Consider the following 20725-nt stretch of genomic DNA (forward strand, 5'->3'; position numbering starts at 1 on the left):
GTCCCTCGCCGCAGAACTCTTACAAGCGCGCCGGGTCAACCCGGCCTCTCCCCACCCCGGGGAAAGGATCACCGGCCGGCGCGGAGGGGCAAGCCCCTCAGGAACCGGAGCGGTCGGGCGTGGCCTTTCGGGGAGGGCGGCGGCGCTTCGTGGAGGTGTGCCTGGGGGCCGGGCGAAGTTCGTCGCGCCCTTGCACCGACATCCATAGCAGCGGTCCGCTTCCGGACGTGCCCGCCTGATAGCCCAGACGAACCGAGAGGTCCTCGCAGGCCCCGACCACCGCGTCCCGCCAGAGGGCCTCACGCTCCCGGAAGCGCGTCTCCGGAACGCTGAGGCTCATCGCCGCGATCACCTCGCCGTTGTGGTTGCGCACCGGGGCGGCGAGCGAGCCGACCCCCGCGCGACGCTCGCCCACTTCCGCGGCCCACCCGCGGGCCCGAATCTGGGCCAGTTCCTGCGCCAGGGCCCCGGGCGTGTGGAGGGTCTGCCCGGTGAACCGCTCCATCCCCGCCGCCCCGAGGACCGTTTCCACCACCTCCCAGGGGCGGTGCGCGAGCAACACCTTGCCGCTGGCGCTGGCATGGGCCGCGAGGACCGCCCCGACCCGGCCACCCCGGGCGCTGTCCGGGAGGCGCCCCTCGACCTGAGCGACCTTCACGATCTGCCCGCCGTCAAAGGCCGCGAGGTGGACCGTCTCACCGAACAGGGCGGCTAGCCGGGCCATCTCCTCGCGCGCGACCTCCCGCCAGGGGGTGTTCGCCAGCAGGATCTGGCTGAGGGCGAGCAGCTTGAAGCCCAGCCGGTAGCGGCCCGCCAGGGTGCGGTGCAGCAGGCCCATCCCCGCGAGCGAGGCCAGCAGGGTGTGGGCACTCGACGTGGGCATCCCCAGCCGCCGGGCGACCTCGCTGACCCCCCACTCCGGGTGTTCGGTGCTGTACAGGTCGAGCACTGCCCTGGCCTTCTCGAACGTTCCGAGCATCCCCGTCCTCCCGGGCCGCGCGCCACCCGCGTGGCTTCCACTATAGCGGGATGTACACCTTGCCGGCGTCGCCCCGATCCCGCAGATTGAAGTGACTTCACAAGGCCCGCTTTCGCCCTCACCACACGCCCCATCCCGGGATGGGGAAAGGAGACGCCATGCCCACCGAGCCCCACCGCACCCAGGTCGCCATCGTCGGCGCCGGTCCGGCCGGCCTGTTCCTCGCCCACCTGCTGCACCGCCACGGCATCGAGAGCGTCATCGTGGAAACCCGTTCCCGCGAGGAGGTCGAGGGCACCATCCGCGCCGGGGTGCTGGAGCAGTGGACGGTGGACCTGATGCACGACCTTGGCCTCGGCGAGCGGATGGCGCGCGAGGCCCACTTCCACCGGGGCATCACCCTGCGCTTTGCCGGAGAAAGCCACCACCTCGACTTCGAGGCCCTTACGGGCGGCAAGCGGGTCACCGTCTACCCCCAGCACGAGGTGCTCAAAGACCTGATCGCGGCGCGGCTCGCCGACGGGGGCACCATCCATTTCGGAGTGCGGGACGTGGAGATGCACGACCTCGGCTCGGACCGTCCGCGCGTCACCTACACGGACGGCGACGGCGAGCCCGGGGAACTGCGCTGCGATTTCGTCGCCGGGTGCGACGGCTCGCAGGGCTCGGCGCGCGGGCACATCGAGGGCCGCACGGAGGTTCAGCATCTTTACCCCTTCGGCTGGCTGGGCATCCTGGTGGAGGCGCCCCCCTCGCACCACGAGCTGATCTACGCCCGGCACGAACGCGGCTTCGCGCTCCTCAGCACCCGCTCGCCCGAGATTCAGCGTCTCTACCTCCAGTGCGGCCCGACCGACCGGGCGGCGGACTACCCGGACGCGCTGATCTGGTCGGAACTGCACCGGAGGCTGGAGACCGTGGACGGTTGGACGCTCACAGAAGGCCGCATCTTCCAGAAAGGTGTGATCGGGATGCGCTCCTTCGTCTGTGACCGGATGCAGCACGGGCGGCTCTTTCTCGCCGGGGACGCCGCGCACATCGTCCCGCCGACCGGGGCGAAGGGCCTGAACCTCGCGGTGGCGGACGCCGTGTACCTGTCACGCGGCCTGGAGTGTTTCTACCGGACACGGAGCCTGGAGGAGTTGGGGCGGTACACCGAGACGTGCCTGCGCCGCATCTGGCGGGCCGAACGCTTCTCGTGGTACATGACCAACCTCCTGCACACCAACCCTGCCGAGGGGCCCTTCGAGCACCGCATCCGCCTCGCGGACCTCGATTACGTCGTTCACTCCCCGGCGGCGGCCACGGCCCTCGCCGAGAACTACGTCGGCCTGCCCCTCGACTGAGGAGGGCGCGAGCCGGGTAAGGAGCGGGAATCTGGGCCGCCGTCGACCCCCCTTAAGCGACCGTGCGCCTCCCCGAGTGGCCGCCAAGGCCTCCGTGAAACGAGGCACGAAAAAAGACCCTGGGCGGAGCTCGACGTTCATGCCGGTATGAACATCTGCTAGGTCACGTCCTCGGGCTGCTCACGCAGCACCGGGGGCATCTTCGCCAGCCACCGCTCGACGGACCGGCGGTCCTCCGGGGTGAGACGGGCCATGAAGCGGCGGCTGGAGAGCCGACGAACCGCCTCCAGGGCCTGCGAGGGCTCCCCTGCCCCCTGAGCCCGGCCGAGCCGCTGGACCTCCTCGCGCAGCGCCGAGCGGGTGGCGCCCCCGGTGGCGAGTTCGATCAAGCGGGCCTGATGTTCTGCCGGGGCCCCGGCCACCACCGCCGCCAGCGTGTAGGGCAAGCCGCCGCGCAGCGCCTCCAGCAGGGGGGCGGGCCAGTTCAGCAGGCGCAACTTGTTCTTGGCAAAGGTCTCCCAGCCCTCGCCGAGGGGGGCGAACACAGTCTCCACCGTCTGGTGGTCGGGACCCGGCACCTCCCGCAGGAGCTGCATCAGGCGGGCGCGGGCGTCTTCCGGGGAGAGGCCCAGCGCGAGCGCGACCAGCCCGAGTTTGGCGTCCACCTCGTCGATGACGTTGAGGTCCTCGCGCTGCAAGTTCTCGATCAATGCGGCCACGCGCGCCTGCTCGTCGCTGAGCGTGCGGACCACCACCGGCACCTCGCTCAGCCCGGCGAGCCCCGCCGCCCGCCAGCGCCGTTCCCCCGCCACGATCTCATACCCGTCCCCGACCGGCCGGACGAGCAAGGGTTGAAGCACCCCGTGTTCGCGCATGCTCCGGGCGAGGTCCTGAAGGCCCGTCTCCGTGAAGGCCCGCCGGGGCTGCACAGGGCCGGGCCGCAGGCTGGCGACCGGGAGGCTTTGCTCGGCGCTCTGGGCGCGGGTGAGGTCGGTCGCCTCCCCGAGCAGACCGGCGAGGTCCCGTTTGCGTTCCGGGCGCCTGCGGGTCACGCGCGCACCTCGAAGGGCAGGCCCACCTCACGGGCGATGTCCCGGGTCACGGCGATGATGTCGCGGTGGACCGGGCTGCCGGGGGCGTAGACGCCCACCGGGGCGCCCTGGGCCGTCGAGTCGAGCCACACGGCCTCCCGCTGCGGCACCGGGGTCGCCAGCGGGGAGAGGTGGGCCTGGAGGTCGGCGAGGACCTCGCGGTCGTGCAGGCGGCGGGCGTCGTAGAAGGTCGGCACGTAGACGGCGACGGTGAGGTCGGGACGGACCTCGCGGTACTCGCCGAACGCCTCCTGCAATCCCGGCAGGGCGTCCAGGCCCTTTTGCCGGGTGGGGACCGGCACGATCATCCGGTCGGCGGCGAGCGCGCCCAGGATGGCGAGCTGGCCCAGGCTGGGCGGCGAGTCGATCAGGGCGACATCGTAGTGCTCGCGCACGTCCTGAAGCGCCCGGTGCAGGCGGCTCTGGGCCCCGACCCGGCCCATCATCTGTCCCTCGGCGAGCGCGAGGCTCACGTGCGCGGGAATGAGGTCCAGCCCGTGGACCCGCAAGGGCCCTGGGAGCGGCAGTCCCTCGACGGCCACCGGATACACCGTGCTGGGCCGGGTGACGCCCGTCACCCCCAGCCAGCCCGTGAGGTTGGCCTGTGGGTCGAGGTCGATCAGCAGCGTGCGCAGGCCGGAGCGGGCCAGCTCGTACCCCACGTCGCGGGTGAGCGAGGTCTTGCCCGCGCCTCCGGCGTGGTTGAAGACAGTCAGGGCGATCATCGAGAGTCACGATACCTCCGGAAGCATCAGCCTGCTGGGGTATAGAAGACGCCGGGCCCCCGACTGTCCTTCGACCACCCTGTGCGTCTGGCCCAGGAGAGCGACGAATGCTCAGGGTCGTCTATGGGGCGTAGGATTCGAAACTCGACCCCACCGTTTGCCTATTCTTCCCTCAGTAAACGACTGGCGCTCTCTGAGCTTGTCAAATTCTCACGCAGTCCATCAACAAAATGCAGGCCCATCCAAGTAACTCCGGTACCACGGCGTCACTTGGCGAGCGTTACGTCAGGTCACTCCGGATCAGCCTTCGAGCAACGCGCCCTGTCCCTGGCGGCGGCGGTCCCCGGCCTCCTTGACGAGTGCTTTCAGGAATGCCTCGGTGCGGCCCTCGAACACGGCGGCCATCATCTCACGTTCCACGAGGACGGCATCGAGAACACCCTCGGTGATGGCCTGATGCACGGCGCTCATCCGGGCCGCGCCGACCTTGACGACATGCACGCCGCACAGCAGCCGCAGCCGCGCGACGATGGCGTCGGCCTGCGCCTCACGCGGCTGCGAGCGCAACTCCTCCTCGCGGACACGGCGGACGACCTCCACGTCCTCCTCCACAGTGGGGGACGGGGGCGGGGCAGACACGGCGGTGGGGGAAACGAACCCCTCGGGGTCGGGATAACGCGAGCCGTCGTCCTTGAGGACCGTCACGACAAACCCGGCCACGTTCTGGATACGGTCCCGGTCGCGGCCCAGCAGGAACTCCGCTTTGGCAAGGCGGTGCAGCAAGTCCTCGCGGGAGACACTCTGCACGATGCCCTGCGCGACATACTGGCCGACGCCGTGTTTCATGATGCGGGAAATCAGGTCCAGCCCGAAGCAGGACCCGTCGCCGAAGCGGTAGACGATCTCCTGGCCGCTCCCGACACCCTCGTAATCGACATCCGAGAGGTATCCGCAGGCTTTGAGGTCGTCGTGGGCCTTTTCCAGAGTGCGCCTGATGCGGCTGGGCACGAGGTCCTTGAGCTTGCATTCCTGACCCCAGGCGACGAGCGCCATCCGCAGTTCCATCGTGATGACCTGGGGGTCGGTGGGGTCGTACCGCTTGGCGTCCAGCAGGCGGTAGACGCTGCGGGCGAGGGGCCGTTCGAGCAGCTCCAGCAACACCGGATCGAGCGGCTTGATGAATTTCGAGCGGACGCTTAGCACGAGCGGTTTGGGCAGCCGAATGTGAATGACGCTGCCCTTGCCGAGGGTCTGCTCGTCACTCTCGTAGGCCAGACCCTCGACGAGCGAGAAGGTCTGCGTCGTCCAGCGGCGCTGCCCGTGCGCGCGCCAGGCGTTCTGGGTGACGAATTTCGCGCTGTTGAGGCGGTGCAGGCTCGCCCGCAACACCTGATAGTACCGGCCCCCGGTATCGAGACCGGCCCGTTGCAGAATCTGGTGGGCGGTGGAGATGACCTCTCCGCCCTCGGGTGCGCCCTGCTCGACGAAGATGGCGAGGATACCGTTGAGGATGTCCCCGTCCAGGCCGTGCGGCACCCCGCCGAATTCGCTGGGGGCGACACAGGACAGCAGGGCCGGTTGACCGTCGACCTCGAAGGCGACCTCCCAGCTCGTGTACTTGTCGGGGATGCGCTCCTGCACGCAGATCAGCCCGAGGCGCCCGAGGTTGAGTTCATCAATCCGCTCCCGGCGCTCCGCCAGCACCTGGCCCCGCGCCCCAGAGGAGGGTCGTGCAGGTTGGCCGGTCGGCTTCGCGGTCACGGTGCAGCCACTATAAGCGCGCGGGCGTCTGATGTTGAAGACCTGTGACTGATAAAAGATCTTTGATGATTAAAAAAAAATGATCATCATCAGACGCCAGACCCGTTTCGCGTCTGGGCGGGCCTTCAAGGGCCCCCGACTGACCGAGATGTCCGAACAAAGGGGGGTCAAACTGGCCGAGATGTCCGAACAAAGAGGGGTCAGACTGGCCGAGATGTCCGAACGCCCCCCGGGAATCTGGCCGAGATGTCCGAACTCGACTGACCGAGATGTCCGAACTTATGCAGCTTGAGTGACCGAGATGTCCGAACGATTTTGGCGGCTGAAGTCGACTGACTGACCGAGATGTCCGAACTTTCGCCTCCTTTGCCGGCCTCCGGCGTTCGGACATCTCGGTTACCCGACTCACGAGTGTTTCGGCCGCCCAATGTCGAGCAGAACGCATTTTTTCCTCTTGAGCGAGAAAGACTGACCGAGATGTCCGAACTTGACTGACCGAGATGTCCGAATACCCGGCGATAGGTCGATTCCCGCCGCCTGTCTAGAGGAGAAGGGGGTCACAAGCACGGACATCTCGGTCAGTCGTGGGCTGAAGGCGGGTGAGACCCTCGGACATCTCGGTCAGTCTCGCCCGGGGGCGTGATTCTGGGAGCTGGTCTGGTGGTGGTTCGGACATCTGGGCTACCTTCCGTGGTGGCATCCGATGTTTGAAAGGACGCTTACAGGAGCGGTGGGGGAGAGGAGGCGGCACGCTCTCCAACGGTCGAGGCGACCCTTACGCCGAGCCGCCCTCAAGGACACCCAGGCGAGTCAGGACACCCACCTCAGAGAAACGGGCACGAGCAGCGGCCTGCCCTGTGCTGAGCGCGTGAGAGCGGGGCCGGTAGGGTGGGGCCATGCACGACCAGCGCGAGTGGGAGACGCTCCTTCACCCCGGCCGCACCATCGGGCCGCTTTTCCCCAGACTGGTGGCGCCCACCTGGGCCCTGCTCCTGCGCGAGGAGGTGGCGCGGGAACGCCTCAGCGTCTACGCCGTCACCGCTGGCGGCGGCACGATCTACCTGCCCGGCCCGCACCTCGGCGACCTCCCCCGCGGGCTGACGCTCCAGGCGGGCCGGATCAACCTGGAGGGCGTGGACGAGCGCGGTCAGCGGGTGCAGCTCGGCGGCCTCCCGGCCCAACTCGTCGATGTCTACCTGTACGTTTCCGACCCGCTGTAGCAACCCGAGGGGCTGACGGCGCGGCCGGGGCCTTCCCGAGCGGTGGGCGCCGGTCACAGCGAACGAACTCTCCCTTTCCTGTGGGTGTGATCCCGCGCTCCGCAGCTTGCGCGACAGCGCCGGACGCTCACCGGCCTTCCCCTCTCCCAGGTCCCGGCATGGCCGAACTCTTCTCGGGGCGGGTGCAGGGCAAGCTCCGTCCGCACTCCTTCGCCTCCAGGTGAGCGAGCGCCTGAGGAAAGCCAGCAGTCGGCGGTCTGAGCCTGACCCGGACGTGGACCGCCCGGCGGGTTCCCCGGAGATCACCGCCGCGTGGGTTCCGGCGCCGTCAACCACCCAGGTGGGGGAGGCCCCCCGAACCCCTCCCTTGACTGGAGGCTTGCCCAATGCGGCGGCGGATGGACTGGGCCTACTCTGGGGCATGTCTTCCGCGCGCGCTGTTCGGTCGTTCTTCCCCCGGTGGTTTCCCTGGAGGGCCTGTGCCGAGGTCACCCTGATGGTCGTCCTGGTGGGCGGTGGCCTGCTGCCGGGGGCCTGGCGAGCGGGTGCCGCCGTGTCCTCCACAGGAGCGTTCGAGGCGGAGCTGCGGGCGTGTGTCGGGCGGGTGTCGGACGGGTACGTCAGCTCGGGCATCCGCATCGGCCCTGACGACGCGCGCACTATCCGGGAGGCCTGCGAACGGGCCGTGCGCGAGCAGGGGAGAGGTTAGGTCGGAAGGGGGCCGCGTGCGGGTTCACCCCCCGTCCTCCACCTCCACCCCGGCCGGAAGGCGCCCGAGCAGGCTGCGCAAGGTGAGCCTTTCGGCCGGGCTCAGGGCGCTCAGGAGCTGTTCCTCGTGGGCCACGTGAGCCGCCAGCAGCCTATCGACCGCCCGCCGCCCCTCGGCCGTGAGCCCCGCCCTCACCGTGCGGCGGTCTTGTCCGTCCGCCTGCCTCGCCACCCAGCCGCGCCGCTCCAGCCCGTCCACCCGCTTGGTCACGGCGGGCGGCGTGATCGCCATGAGGCTCGCGAGTTCCCCCAGGGTCAGGCCCTCCGGGGGGGCCGAGCGCCGCAGGGTCGCCAGCACGTCGAAGGCCGAGGGCGTCAGGTCGTGCCGCGCGAAAAAACGCTCCAGGGCCGCCTGAAGCAGATGCGAGGTCCGCTGCACCGCGATGACCGTCAGCATCGGTCCAGGGTCTACGTCGGGCCGCGCGGCGTGCCAGTCGCGCTCGATGCGGTTCAGCAGGGCCGGAGTGTCCCCCGGCTGCGGGCCAGCCGTCCTCACGCCCCGCCCTGCTCGCGGTCCCGGGCCAGCAGCGCCACCGCGCCCAGCAGCAGGGCCGCGCTGAGCCACGCCGTCAGGGTAGGGCGCTGGGGGGCCTGACCCAGCCATCCCGCCGCCCCGATGAGCAGGGCGCCCAGCACCTGGCCCAGGGTGACGGCCACGGTGCTCAGCCCCACGCCCAGCCGCGCGGCCCCGATCAGGCTGAGCGTCACGTAGGTCGCGCCGAACAGGCCCCCCAGCAGCGTCCAGAGCGGCGGGAAGGCCGACGGGCGCGCGCCGTCGACGCCCAGCACCCACAGGCTCAACAGCAGGACGGCCCCCACCGCGAAGTTGACGAGGGTGGCCGCCAGCGGGGTGCCCAGCGCCCGGGCCAACCGCAGGTTGAAGGCCAGCCCAGCCGAGAGCCCCAATCCGGCGCCCAATGTTCCCAGCAGGACGGCGAGGCTCACCGCGCCCCCCACAGCCGCAGGACCAGCGCACCCAGCGCCAGCATCACGGCCAGCAGCCGGACCCGGTTGACCCGCCTGCGCGCCAGACCCAGCACGCCGAAGTGGTCGAGCAGGATGGCGGCCACGATCTGAGAGGCGATCACCAGCGTCGTGGCGAGGGCGGCGCCCAGGGTCCGCGTCAGCAGCACGCTCCCGACTACGTACGCACTGCCCACCACGCCGCCCAGCCAGGCCCAGCGTGGGGCGCGGCGGCCCGCCGCCCAGTTTGGGGTCAAACGCTGCGTTCCGAGCAGCAGGCCGAGAAACAGCGCGCCGACGAGGTAGGAGGTCGCCGCCGTGAGGGTCAGGGAGTGAACGTGCCCGGCCAGCGCCCCGTTCGTGGCGAACTGCGCGGGGAGGAGGACACCCGCCAGAACAGCAAGGGCCAGGGGGAGGGTTCGCCGGGGGGAGAGAGGGACAGACATGGCACTCCTTTGTTTCACCAGTAAACATTTTTCCAGTGAATAAATCAACCCAGTCCTTTCCTTCAGATACCAGAGTCCGCTGGCTCGACTCCCAGGGCACAGAGGCTGGAGCGGTGCAGGATTGGTCGATCCCCGGGCGAAGGGGACGGTGCTTCTGACTGTGACCCAGCAAAAGAAGATGGGGAGAGCTATCGAAGCTCTCCCCACCCTGGAAGTGCGGGTGACTGGACTCGAACCAGTCGGGGGCCGACACGGACCCGCTCGCACGCCCGTTTTTGAGAAGGTGGGCGTCTCCCTTCCAAGAGCGCCTGGGGCGACCCCATTCGCTGGGGGTACCCAGGCCGCTCGTCCGAGGGGCCAAGCCAGCCTCTGCGCGAGCGTCTCAAGATCCGATTCCGTTCGTCACGCGCCTGTCACAAGGTCGGCGTGAGCCGCCAACCGGGCGAAGGGCGGCCCACAGGCCGCCCTTGATTTCCCTAAGGTAGCGTCAAATACATGCGAAGTCAACCCTATGCGCTGGAATGCGGACAAACGTCTGCATCCTCATCGGCATCTTGGCGCGTCTGGGACGAGGCTCCTCCCTCCGTCCGAACCCCGCCGAAAAAAGTCCCTCGTTCCATCGCGCACCGACCGTCACCTGCCGATGCAACCCCGCCCCCGTTGTCCTGCCTCGGCGACCTCACCTGGCGGCGTCGTGGACGGGCGTTTCGGTTCACCTGAATGTTGTCCGCATTCCAGTATGGACGCCCGGCGCTGGACCCCACGCGCCGACGACCCCAGCCGGGGCGGCCTCTCCAGAAACGTCACGAGCACCCACACGGACAGGTCCGGCGCGGCGCGGCGGCGTCATCCGCCCGTGAGGGCGCCGTGTCAGGCCGGGGGGTGAGGACCTCCCACCCGCGGCGGCGCGGTCGATGCCCGCACGACGAGTTCGACGGGCAGGGTGATCGTCTGGGCAGGCAGGGCCTCTCCCCGCAACAGCTTCAGGATCAGTTCGCCCGCCAGCCGCCCCATCTCGGCCTTGGGGAAGCGGACGGTGGTGAGGGGCGGGTTGAGGTAGGCGGCGCTGGAGATGTCGTCGTAACCGACCACAGAAAGGTCGCCGGGCACGCCCAGGCCCGCGTGCTGCACTGCGCGGCAGGCCCCCAGGGCGAGCAGGTCGTTGTGCGCGAAGATCGCCGTGGGAGGCTCGGGGAGGGTCAGCAGCCCCCGCATCACCCGGTCGCCCTCCGCCTGGGTCGCGCCGCACTCGACCACCAGCGCGGGGTCGTAGGGGAGACCCGCCTGCGCGAGCGCCTCCCGGTAGCCGTCCACCCGCTCGCGGCTCAGGGCGCTCGTCGGCGTCTCCCGCAACAGGGCGACGCGGCGGTGACCCAGTTCCAGCAGGTGCCCGGTGCCGACCTGCCCGCCCCGGAACTCGTCGATGGCGATGCAGGGCACGCCCTGAACGTCGTGTTCGAGCACCACGACCGGAAGCCGCGCCTGGAGGATGGGCCGCAGCAGCGCGGTCGGCTCCGAGGAGGGGACGACCACCATCGCGTCCACCCGTCCCGCCCGCAACGCCTGGACGTACCTCGCCTCGCGCTCCGCCTCCCCACCGCTGTTGCACAGCATCACCAGAAAGCCCTGCGCGTGGCAGTACGCCTCGAGGGCCTGGGCGACCTCGGCGTAAAAGGGGTTGGTGATGTTGGGCAGCAGGAGGCCGACCGCCCGACTCTGCCTCAGCCGCAGGCCGCGCGCGAGTTCATTGGGGTAGTACTCCAGCTCGTCGATGACGGCCTGCACCCGCGCCCGCGTCTCCGGGGATACCGGGCGCGGGCCGCCGTTGAGCACGTAGGAGACGGTCGCCACCGACACGCCCGCCCGCTCGGCCACGTCCTTGTGGGTCACGCGGCGACCGCGCCCCTCCAAGCTGGGGTCTTCGGGAGAGCCGGACTTGCCCGATCTGGACCGGGGACGGGATGAGGTGTTTCTGGTCACGGTAAGATTCCTTGGGCGGCGGGGCCGGGGCGCGGTCTCACACGATCAGCCGCACGGCCGCCAGCCCCGAGAGCCCCAGCACCAGCACACGGAAGCCCCGCTCGGGAACGAACGGCAGGAGGTGTCGACCGGCGAGCGCCCCCAGCCCCAGGGCGGGCAAGAGCGTTCCAGTAAAGAGCAGGGTGCTGGCGGTGAAGAGTGGCTCGGCGGGATTGTCGGCGGTGAGCAGCAGCAGCAGGGGCACTTTCGCCACGTTGAAGATGAGGAAGGTCCAGGCGGTCGTGCCCAGCAGCCGCTCCTTGGGCAGCCCCGCCGCCGTCATGAAGACCGCCATGACGGGTCCCGCCGCGTTCGAGACCATCGTGGAAAAACCCGCCAGGATTCCGGTCAGGACCGTGCCCACGCGGGAGGTGGGCCGCAGTCGGTCGCCCAGCCTCTCCCGCAGCAGCGTCAGCGCGAGCATGGCGAGGATGAGCACGCCGATGACCGGGCCCAGCGGATCGGCCCGCAGGTGCAGGTCGCCGAGCACCTTGAGGGCCACCGCGCCGACGAGAAGCCCGCCCGTCACCCAGGGGGCGATCCGCCGCAGCCATCCCCAGTCCGCGTGCTGGCGGTAGAAGGCCACCGCGAAGCCGTCCCCGAGCAGCAGCAGCGGCAGCGTCGCCCCCACCGACAGCCGCGCGCCGAGCACCTGCGCCATCAGCGGCACGGCGAGGATACCCGCGCCCGGCACGCCCGTCTTGGAAAAGCCGATCAGAAAGGCGGCCAGGGCGCCCAGCGCGTACTGCCAGGGGTCGAATGACATGGCGGGACGGCCCCTATAAACCGATGCGCCCGAGGTACTCGCGGTTGCGCCGGGCACTCTCGGCCGGACTCCCCAGGCCGGGCAGCACGTCCTGCTCCACCACCACCCAGCCCCCGTAGCCGTTCTCCCCCAGTTGCCGCAGCACGGCGGGAAAGTCCACCTTCCCCTTCCCCAGCTCGCAGAAGACGCCGTGCCCGACCGCCGTCACCCCGTCCCACCCTTCCCGGCGCGACTGCTCGGCCACCCGCGGGTCCTGGTCCTTGAAGTGGACGTGCCAGATGCGGTCCCGGTGGCGCCGCAGCCCCTCCACCGCGTCCCCGCCCGCGAAGGTGTAGTGCCCGGTGTCGAAGCACAGCCCCATCACCTCGGGGTCGGTCATCGCCAGAAAACGCTCGATCTCGGCGGGCGTCTCCACCCAGGTCCCGATGTGGTGGTGGAAGACGGTCCGCAGCCCCGTTTCCCGCATCACCGCGCGGGCCACCCGGTTCGCCCCGGCGGCGAAGACCTCCCACCCCGCCTCCGTCATCCCCATCTCGGGCGTGATGCGGCCCGCGTTCAGCGTCCGCACGGGGTCGGTGTAGGGATCGTTCCCCAGCACCACGACGGCCCCCGGCCCCCCCACGGCGGCGAGGAGGCGGGCGGTGCGAACGGCCTCGGCCTCGCTCTGGGCGTGGCGTTCGGGGTCGTGGAGGTAGACGCTCACCCAGGAGCCGAGCAGCTTGAGGTGGCGGGCGGACAGCTCGCCGCGCAGGGTGTCCGGATCGGTGGGCATGAAGCCCCAGTCGCCCAGCTCGGTGCCGACGTAGCCGGTCTGGTGCATCTCGTCGAGGACGGTGGAATACCCGCCGCGCTCGCCCTCGATGTTCTCGATCACGCCCCACGAGCAGGGGGCGTTGGCAACTTGGATCATGTGGACTCCTTGTTTTTTCTCCTCCCCCCTTGTGGGGGAGGCCGGGTGGGGGGTGGCAAGCGCAGCTTGCCCTGCCGCAAGGCATTCCTGAGAGGGAAACAGGGCACTCGGAGTCCCCCGTCCTGCACAGCCCAGCGAGTCAAGGGGGAGGAGCCTCCGAGGCCGCCTGCGCCGGGTCCTCCTGCACAAGCGTCTCGTCTTGTCCCCCCAGCACAGGCCGGGCTTCTCCCCGCCGCGCCTCCCCGAAGGGCAGTTCCATCGCCCTTCCCCCCCAATCCTGGCGCATCCAGCCCCAGGCGGCCTCGTCCACGGGAGGGCGGCTGCGCTCCTCGCCCTGCGCCTCCCCGGCCATGTAATTCAGGTAATAGACGTTGCTGCCCGGCGCGGCGGCCACCGGGTGATACCCCCGCCGCGAGAGGATCAGGTCGCCGTCCCGCGCGAGGAGCAGTTCGTCCTCGCCGTCCTCCGGGCTGTAGTTGCGGTGGACCGCCCAGCCCTCGGGGGGCAAGACGCGGTAGTAGTACGTCTCCTCGATGTAGAGGGAGCCGAGTCTTCCGTCGTGGCGGTGGGGAGGCCAGCCGCTCCAGTTGCCGCTGGGCGTGTAGACCTCGTACAGCAGCAGCCGCTCGGCGGGAAGGTCCGGGCCGAGGATGTGGCTGACCTGCCGGGTGGCGTTCGCTCCGCCGCGCAACTCGACCCGAATCTCCTCCGGACGGATGAGGCGGACGGGCAAGCGGCCCTCGGCGGGGGCGCCGCCTATCGCGTAGGTGCTGTCCTGCGTGGCGGTCAGCGTGTAAGTCGTGCCCGGAGGCAGGTACAGCACGTGCGGAAGCCCGGTGAAGACGCTTTCCCGCCGCAGCGGGTATGTCTCCCCGTTCACCTCGGCGGCGAGGTCGCCCTCCTGCGGCACGAGGGCCATCTCCAGCCCGCCCGTCTCGCCCGCTCTGGCCTCGCCCGCCTTCAGGTGCTCGACCCGGAAGGTGAGGTACTGCCACCCGGCGCTCTCGGCGGTGATGCTGGGGCGCGCGTCGGGGGTCGTGGAGAAGTGGTTCGTCCCCGTCACGTCGTCACCTCGCCCACCCGGGCGCGTGGGTTGAGGAGTTCGAGGTACGGTGCGGCGGTCCGCTCCACGGCGGCGCGGATGACGGCGTATCCGGCGCGGTGGGAGGTCAGACCCGGCGTCTCCTCGCTCCACGCTTTCCTCACGGCACGGTAGAGGGCGCTCCCAATATTCACCTTCACTACGCCGCAGCCCAGGGCCGCCCGCACGTCGTCCGGGTGGATGCCGCTGCCACCGTGGAGGACGAGCGGGCCGTCAACTGCGTCCGCAACAGCTTTCAGCAACCCCAGGTCCAGCCGTGAACTTTGCCCGTGCTCGCTGCCCACCGCGCAGGCCACCATATCGGCCCCCGCCTCGCGCAGTTGGCGGGCGTGGTCGGGGTCGGTCGTCTCCAACTCGTTGTGCTGGCCGGGAATACCGAAGCTCTCGGCGCTCACCTCCAGCGAGGCCCCGGCGGCGTGCGCGATCTCGGCGAGGCGGGTGGTCAGGTTCAGCACCTCGGGGAAGGCGTAGTCCTGCCCGTCGAACATGACGCTGGAGTACCCGGTGCGCAGGCATTCCACCGCCATCTCCAGCCCTCGCCCGTGGTCGAGGTGCAGGGCGACGGGCACGCTCACCTCGTCGGCGAGGGCGCGGACGGTCTGGGCGAAGACGTGGGCGCTCGCCTGCTCGATGTCCGCCGGGTAGGTCTGGAGGATGACGGGCACCCCGGCCTTCTCCGCCGCCCGCACGCACCCCTTCGCCATCTCCAGCGAGCAGAAGTTGAAGGCGGGCAGCGCGTAGCCTTCCCGGTACGCCTCCGCGATCAGCGGGCGAGCGTCGGTGACGTAGGGCATTCCCAACCTCCCTTCTCCAGGGCGAAAGCGTCCACCTCGGCCTGGGTGGGCGTGAAGTCTGCACAGCCGATCCGGTTGACGACGATGGCCCCGCAGGCGTTCCCCAGCCGCGCGCTGCGGAACCAGTCCCAGCCCCGCAGCCGCCCCGTGATCAGCCCGGCGGCGAAGGCGTCCCCCGCCCCAAGGACGCTGACGACCTCGACGGGGAAGCCGGGGACGCTGAGCGCCTCCTCTCCCGCCCGGTGGACGGTGCAGCCGCGCTCGCCCTCCTTCACGACGACGGTGGGCACGCGGGACAGCAGGGCCGCCGTGTTCGCCGCCACGTCCCCGCGAATCTCGGGAGCCGTCATCTGGTTGTGGCGGATGGTGATGTCGGCGGGATCACGCAGCATCGCCGCGTTGATTTCTTCTTCCGTGCCGACCACCACGTCCACGTTGGGCAGCAGCGCCCGGATGGTCAGCCCGAAGGCGCGCGGGTCGTGCCACTGATTCGCCCGGAAGTCGAGGTCGAGGTACACCGGCACGCCCGCCGCGCGCGCCCGCTCGCACGCCGAGAGGACGGCGCTGCGGCTGGGCTCCTTGGACAGCGCTGTCCCGTTGACGACGAGCGCCCGCGCCCCCTCGATGGGGACACCCTGCATATCGTCAATGCTGATCTGGATGTCCGCCGCGTTGTCCCGGTAGAAGGTGATGGGAAAGCGGTCGGGCGGCTGCATGGCGAGGATGACGGCGCTTGTCCGCGTGCCCGCCTTGCGCGGGATGTAGTCGGTACTCACTCCCTCGCGCTCCAGCCCCGCGAGGATGAAGTCGCCCACCTGATCGTCCCCAACAGCGGTGACGAGGGCCGCGTCCACGCCCAGCCGCGAGGCTCCGACGGCGATGTTGAGGGGACTGCCGCCCAGGTAGGCGCCGATGGTGCGGACTTCGGGGAGGGGCTTGCCCACGTCCTGCGAGTACAGGTCGATGGAACTGCGCCCAATGGTGATGAGGGCAGGAGTTGGGGGTTGGGGGGGATCGGTCATGGTGGGTTCGCTTTCGTTGGGCGTGCGAGTCAGTGCCCGAGTCTTTGGTCTTTTCTCCTCCCCCTTGACTCGTAGAGCTGCTTGCAGAGGGGGAGGCCGGGAGGGGTGGACGGGCGGCGCGTCTGAGCCGGTGGGAAGGGGGAAGGCATCTTCTTTGCTTTGGAGCCGGTCACACGCCTCCTCACCCCAGCCCTCTCCCGCAAGGGGAGAGGGAGAAAACACCGCTTTACCCGCCCAACACCCTCAGAACGTCCGGCTCCACTCCCTCGGCCACCGCTCCACCACGACCTTCGTCTCGGTGTAGAACTCGACCCCGTGGCGTCCCTGCGCGTGCAGGTCCCCGAAGAAGGAGTCGCCCCAGCCCGAGAAGGGGAAGTAGGCGATGGGCGCGGCCACCCCGATGTTGATACCGATATTCCCCGCCCGCGCCTCATGCCGGAACTTGCGGGCCGCCGCGCCGCTGCTCGTAAATAAGCTCGCTTGGTTGCCGAAGGCCCGCTCGTTCACGAGCTTGACGGCCTCGTCCACCGTCGCGGCGTGCATCATGCTCAGCACCGGGCCGAAGATTTCCGTGCGGGCGATCTCGCCCTGCGGCGGCACGTCGTCGAGTAGGGTCGGCCCCACGAAGTAGCCCCCCTCGTAGCCGGGCACCTTCGCCCCGCGTCCGTCCACGATGGCGCGGGCGCCCTCCTGTTCTCCCTTGGCGATCAGACCCTCGATGCGCTCCTTGCTCCCCTCGTTGATCACCGGGCCCATCTGCACGCCGTCGTCGAAGCCGTACCCGACGCGGCGGCTCTGGGCAATGTCCACCATCAGGTCGGTGAAGTCCTTGCGGGCGTCACCGACCGTGATCGCCACGCTCGTCGCCAGGCACCGCTGGCCCGCACACCCGAAGGCGCTGTCGGCCAGGATGGTCGCCGTCATTTCCATGTCCGCGTCGGGGAGGATGACCGCCGGGTTCTTCGCGCCGCCCTGCGCCTGCACGCGCTTGCCGTTCTTCGCCCCGCGCTCGTAGATGTAGCGGGCGACGGGGGTGGAGCCCACGAAGCTGATCGCGCGCACCTGCGGGTGGTCGAGCAGGGCATTCACCACGTCCTTGCCGCCGTTCACGAGGGAGAGGACGCCCTTGGGAAAGCCCGCCTTCTCGATCAGCTCGAACAGCTTCGTACTCGTCAGCGGCACCCGCTCGCTCGGCTTGAGGATGAAGGCGTTGCCGGTCGCTACCGCGTACGGCAGGAACCACAGCGGGATCATCGCCGGGAAGTTGAAGGGCGTGATCGCCGCGACCACCCCGAGGGGTTGGCGGAACATGTGCTCGTCGATGCCGCGGGCGATGTTCTCGTTGTTCACCCCCTGCATCAGCATGGGGATGCCGCTCGCCACCTCAATGTTCTCGATGCCGCGCCGAATCTCGCCGATGCTCTCCGCGCGGGTCTTGCCGCACTCGTCGGTGATCGTGCGGGCGAGGTCCTCGATGTTCTCCTCGACCAGCGCCTTGAGCCGGAAGAGGGGCTGGATGCGGTCGCCGACGGGCACCTCGCTCCACTCGCGGAAGGCGGCCTGGGCGGCTTGAACCGCGCGGTCCACCTCCTGCGCGGTGGTCAGCGGCACGTCCGCGAGGGTCTGGGCGGTGGCGGGATTGATGACGGGTTGCGCCTCGCTGGAGCGCGAGGGTTCCCACTGGCCGCCCACGAAGTTCTGGAGCCGGGTCTGCGTCTGGGTCATGGTTCGCCGTCCTTTCGCCGCTGCGGGCGGGTCAAACTTCCTGTTTGCTGCGCGTCGGGGCGAAGTAGGCGCGTTGGGCCCCCACCTTCTCCTCGTAATGCTCGCGGGTCTGTCGGACCTGTTCCTGCTCCGAGACCTCCGCGATGGGCACGTCCCACCACGAGTCGAAGCCGGGCACGCGCTCGCGCAGGTTGACGGGCACGACAATGACCTGGACACCGCCCTGTTGACCCGCGTTTTCCAGCGCCGTCTGTAACTCCTCCAGCGTCTCGGCGCGCACCGCCTGGGCACCCATGCCCCGCGCGTGCATCACGAAGTCCACGTTCACGACCGGGCCGTCCGTCCGCCCCGTCTCCGGGTTGCGGTGCCTCAGCTCGTTGTTGAAGCTGGGGCTGCCGCACTCCATCTGGAGGCCGCGAATGCTCATGTACGCGCGGTTGTCCACCAGCACGACCGTCAAATTCAGATTCTCCGCGACCGCCGTGACGATCTCGGAGTTCATCATCAGGTACGAGCCGTCGCCGATCATCACGACCACGCGGCGGTCCGGCTGGGCGAGTGCGACGCCGATCCCGGCGGGAATCTCGTACCCCATGCAGGAGAAGCCGTACTCGACGTGGTAGGACTTGGAGTCGGTGGGCCGCCACAGGCGCAGCAGGTCGCCCGGCATACTTCCGGCGGCGCAGATGACGGTCGTGTTCTCCCCCGTGACGCTGTTCACCGTGCCGATCACCGCGCCCTGGGCGGGAGGTGTGCTGCCCGTGTCCGCGCGCTGGGCGTCCACGAGGCCGTGCCATTCGGTGATGAGGTCGCTGGCGGCGGTGCGGGTGGCCGAGGCCGTGCCCGCCCAACCTTCTAAGGCGGCCTGAAGCGCGTTCAGCCCTTCCCGAGCATCGGAGACCAAACTCAGCGCCCCCAGCTTCGCCGCGTCCATCGGCACCACGTTCAGGCCGATGAACTGGACCTCCGGGTTCTGGAAGGCCGTCTTGCTGGCGGTCACGAAGTCCCCGAGCCGCGTCCCGACCGCGAGCACCACGTCCGCCTCGCGCGCCAGCCGGTTCGCCGCGCTACCGCCGATGGAGCCGACCGGCCCGGCGTTCTGCGGGTGGTCCCACACCAGCGAGCCCTTGCCTGCCTGCGACTCGACGACGGGGATGCCGAAGGCCTCGGCGAACCCCGCGAGGTGCCTGTCCGCCCCGCTGTAGATCACGCCGCCGCCCGAGACGATCAGGGGACGCTGGGCGTTTCTCAACAACTCCGCCGCCTGCTGCACCACTTCCAACTCAGGCGGTGGACGGCGCACCCGCCACACCCGCTCGGCGAAGAAGCTCTCGGGCCAGTCGTAAGCCTCAGTTTGCACGTCCTCCGGCAACGAGACCACCACCGCGCCCGTCTCGGCGGGGTCGGTCAGCACGCGCACCGCTTCCGGCAGGGCGGAGAGGAGCTGCTCGGGCCGTGAAATCCGTGTGTAGAAGCGGCTGACCGGGCGGAAGCAGTCGTTCACGCTCAGGTCGTGCTCCAGTGGGTGTTCGAGCTGTTGCAGGACGGGATCGGGAATCCGGTTGGCGAAGATGTCGCTCGGCAGGAGCAGGACGGGCAGGCGGTTCACCGTCGCCAGCGCCGCACCCGTGAGCATGTTCAGGCTGCCGGGACCGATGCTCGCGGTGCAGGCGAAGGTCTGGAGGCGGTTTTTATGCCGGGCGAAGGCGGCGGCCACGTGGACCATCCCCTGCTCGTTCTGCGGGCGGTAGGTGGGGAGGTTCAGCTCGTCGCCGTACTCCTCCAGCGCCTGACCCAACCCGGCGACGTTGCCGTGCCCGAAGATGCCCCAGACGCCGGGGATCAGGCGCTGCCTTGCCCCGTCCCGCTCGCTGTATTGCGCGGCGAGGAACTTGAGCGCGGCCTGCGCGACCGTCAGACGAACCGTGTTCACGTGTCTCCTTGGGCTGCGGCGAGAGGCGCTGCCCTGTTCTAGTCGGTCAGGATGCGGGAGGGTGGGATGGGGAAGTCAAGTTCCCGGCCATTCAGGTGGGTCAGGAGGGGACCCCTGCCTCGGCCCGCACCTCGGCTACCCGGACGGTGCGTCGCTCGTTCAGGCTGCGGGTGCAGGCGAGCGCGAGGCGCAGGGACTCCACGGCGTCGCGCGGCCCGGGCTGCGGCGCCTCCCCGGCACGCAGGGAGGCCACGAAGGCGGCGATCTCGGCGCGGTAGGCGTCCTGAAAGCGGTCCATGAAGAAGTGGTAGTGGTCCATCGTGACGCCCTCGCCGTAGCGCAGGAGGGGCGTCTTGGGGGTGGCGTCCATGACCAGCTTGCCGCCCGAGCCGAAGACCTCGGTGCGGACGTCGTAGCCGTAGACGGCGCGGCGCGAGTTCTGGATCACGCCCTGGGCCCCGTTCACGAACTTCAGCAGCGCCGTGGTCGTGTCCACGTCCCCGATCTCGCCGATGGCCGGGTCCACCCGCGCGTCCCCGAGGACGGTGACCTCCTCCACCTCGCCCACCAGGAAGCGCGCGATGTCGAGGTCGTGGATCGCCTGATCGAGGAAGAGGCCGCCCGAGAGCCGCAGGTAGTCCAGGGAAGGCGGGGCGGGGTCACGTCCGGTCGCACCGAACTGCTCGACCGTGCCGATCTCGCCCGCCTGAACGCGCGCCCTGGCCTGCACGAACGCCGCGTCGAAGCGCCGCTGGAAGCCGATCTGGAAGGGCACGCCACGCTCTTCCACGACCCGCATGACGCGCTCGGTCTCGCCGAGGTCGGCGGCGACGGGCTTCTCGCAGAAGATCGCCTTCCCGGCGTTCGCGGCGGCCTCGATCAGGGCGGCGTGGGTGCTCGTGGGCGTCACGATGACCACGGCCTGCACCTCGGGGTCGTGGATGGCCTCCAGGGGGTCGCGGTACGTCCGCGCGGCGCGGGTGAGGCGGGCCACCCTCTGCGCGGCTTCCTCCACGGGGTCGGCGACGGCCACGACCCGCGCTTCCGGCAGGCCGACGAGCGCGCGGCCGTGTTCGGCGCCCATGCGGCCCGCGCCGAGGAGGGCAAAACGAAGGGGGGAGTCGCTGGACCTGGTCATGATGGACGCTCCTGAAT

19 protein-coding genes are annotated in these 20725 nt (G+C 69.8%); 3 read left to right on the forward strand and 16 right to left on the reverse strand.

Annotated features, from left to right (window positions below; genetic code table 11):
- Nucleotides 1-97: 97 nt before the first annotated feature.
- Entirely contained in the window at nt 98-979 is an 882-nt protein-coding gene (locus tag IC605_RS12375; protein ID WP_216324251.1) for an IclR family transcriptional regulator, read from the reverse strand.
- 158 nt (nt 980-1137) lie between these two features.
- Between IC605_RS12375 and IC605_RS12380 the strand changes: the two genes are divergently transcribed.
- Nucleotides 1138-2325 (forward strand): 4-hydroxybenzoate 3-monooxygenase, encoded by a 1188-nt coding sequence (locus IC605_RS12380; RefSeq protein ID WP_216324254.1) that lies wholly within the window; start codon nt 1138-1140, stop codon nt 2323-2325.
- 158 nt (nt 2326-2483) lie between these two features.
- Here the strand turns inward: IC605_RS12380 and IC605_RS12385 are convergent, their stop codons facing one another.
- The 3 genes from IC605_RS12385 to IC605_RS12395 all read right to left on the reverse strand — a co-directional run bounded on the left by IC605_RS12385 (nt 2484) and on the right by IC605_RS12395 (nt 5902).
- The gene (locus IC605_RS12385) at nt 2484-3377 is read right to left on the reverse strand and encodes a ParB/RepB/Spo0J family partition protein (RefSeq protein ID WP_216324257.1); all 894 of its coding nucleotides are present in this window, start codon (nt 3375-3377) and stop codon (nt 2484-2486) included.
- Entirely contained in the window at nt 3374-4141 is a 768-nt protein-coding gene (locus IC605_RS12390; protein WP_216324260.1) for a ParA family protein, read from the reverse strand. Before IC605_RS12390 ends, IC605_RS12385 begins: the two co-directional genes overlap by 4 nt.
- A gap of 300 nt (nt 4142-4441) precedes the next feature.
- Complete coding sequence (locus IC605_RS12395) at nt 4442-5902, reverse strand: replication initiator protein A (protein ID WP_216324263.1); 1461 nt, start codon at nt 5900-5902, stop codon at nt 4442-4444.
- A gap of 896 nt (nt 5903-6798) precedes the next feature.
- On the opposite strand from IC605_RS12395, the gene IC605_RS12400 reads away from it, so the two are divergent.
- Entirely contained in the window at nt 6799-7122 is a 324-nt protein-coding gene (locus IC605_RS12400) for a hypothetical protein (RefSeq protein WP_216324266.1), read from the forward strand.
- A 421-nt stretch (nt 7123-7543) separates the two neighbouring features.
- Entirely contained in the window at nt 7544-7831 is a 288-nt protein-coding gene (locus IC605_RS12405; RefSeq protein ID WP_216324269.1) for a hypothetical protein, read from the forward strand.
- A 24-nt stretch (nt 7832-7855) separates the two neighbouring features.
- On the opposite strand, the gene IC605_RS12410 is transcribed toward IC605_RS12405, so the two are convergent.
- The 12 genes from IC605_RS12410 to iolG all read right to left on the reverse strand — a co-directional run bounded on the left by IC605_RS12410 (nt 7856) and on the right by iolG (nt 20708).
- Nucleotides 7856-8386, reverse strand: coding sequence for a MarR family winged helix-turn-helix transcriptional regulator (locus tag IC605_RS12410; RefSeq protein ID WP_343216602.1), 531 nt, complete (start codon nt 8384-8386; stop codon nt 7856-7858).
- Nucleotides 8383-8835 carry a DMT family transporter gene (locus tag IC605_RS12415; RefSeq protein ID WP_343216603.1) on the reverse strand — a complete coding sequence of 151 codons (453 nt, stop codon included), beginning with the start codon at nt 8833-8835 and terminating at the stop codon, nt 8383-8385. Before IC605_RS12415 ends, IC605_RS12410 begins: the two co-directional genes overlap by 4 nt.
- Nucleotides 8832-9299 (reverse strand): DMT family transporter, encoded by a 468-nt coding sequence (locus IC605_RS12420; RefSeq protein ID WP_216324278.1) that lies wholly within the window; start codon nt 9297-9299, stop codon nt 8832-8834. Before IC605_RS12420 ends, IC605_RS12415 begins: the two co-directional genes overlap by 4 nt.
- An 870-nt stretch (nt 9300-10169) precedes the next feature.
- Complete coding sequence (locus IC605_RS12425) at nt 10170-11189, reverse strand: LacI family DNA-binding transcriptional regulator (protein ID WP_216324280.1); 1020 nt, start codon at nt 11187-11189, stop codon at nt 10170-10172.
- Nucleotides 11190-11316: 127 nt separating this feature from the next.
- Nucleotides 11317-12084: a sulfite exporter TauE/SafE family protein gene (locus tag IC605_RS12430; protein WP_216324283.1), complete on the reverse strand. Its 768-nt coding sequence runs from the start codon at nt 12082-12084 to the stop codon at nt 11317-11319.
- 13 nt (nt 12085-12097) lie between these two features.
- Entirely contained in the window at nt 12098-12994 is an 897-nt protein-coding gene (locus IC605_RS12435; RefSeq protein WP_216324286.1) for a TIM barrel protein, read from the reverse strand.
- A 139-nt stretch (nt 12995-13133) separates the two neighbouring features.
- Complete coding sequence (iolB, locus tag IC605_RS12440) at nt 13134-14057, reverse strand: 5-deoxy-glucuronate isomerase (protein WP_216324289.1); 924 nt, start codon at nt 14055-14057, stop codon at nt 13134-13136.
- Nucleotides 14054-14890: a class II fructose-bisphosphate aldolase gene (locus IC605_RS12445; RefSeq protein ID WP_216324292.1), complete on the reverse strand. Its 837-nt coding sequence runs from the start codon at nt 14888-14890 to the stop codon at nt 14054-14056. The genes iolB and IC605_RS12445 overlap by 4 nt, the downstream gene beginning before the upstream one ends.
- A complete protein-coding gene (gene iolC, locus IC605_RS12450; RefSeq protein ID WP_216324295.1) occupies nt 14860-15912 on the reverse strand; it encodes a 5-dehydro-2-deoxygluconokinase in 1053 nt (350 codons plus the stop codon). The genes IC605_RS12445 and iolC overlap by 31 nt, the downstream gene beginning before the upstream one ends.
- Nucleotides 15913-16155: 243 nt before the next feature.
- Entirely contained in the window at nt 16156-17637 is a 1482-nt protein-coding gene (locus IC605_RS12455; protein WP_216324298.1) for a CoA-acylating methylmalonate-semialdehyde dehydrogenase, read from the reverse strand.
- Nucleotides 17638-17668: 31 nt separating this feature from the next.
- Nucleotides 17669-19570: a 3D-(3,5/4)-trihydroxycyclohexane-1,2-dione acylhydrolase (decyclizing) gene (gene iolD / locus IC605_RS12460; RefSeq protein ID WP_216324302.1), complete on the reverse strand. Its 1902-nt coding sequence runs from the start codon at nt 19568-19570 to the stop codon at nt 17669-17671.
- Nucleotides 19571-19670: 100 nt separating this feature from the next.
- Entirely contained in the window at nt 19671-20708 is a 1038-nt protein-coding gene (iolG, locus tag IC605_RS12465; protein WP_216324317.1) for an inositol 2-dehydrogenase, read from the reverse strand.
- Nucleotides 20709-20725 lie beyond the last annotated feature (17 nt).

The sequence above is a fragment of the Deinococcus aestuarii genome, from assembly GCF_018863415.1.
Taxonomy (GTDB): Bacteria; Deinococcota; Deinococci; order Deinococcales; family Deinococcaceae; genus Deinococcus; species Deinococcus aestuarii.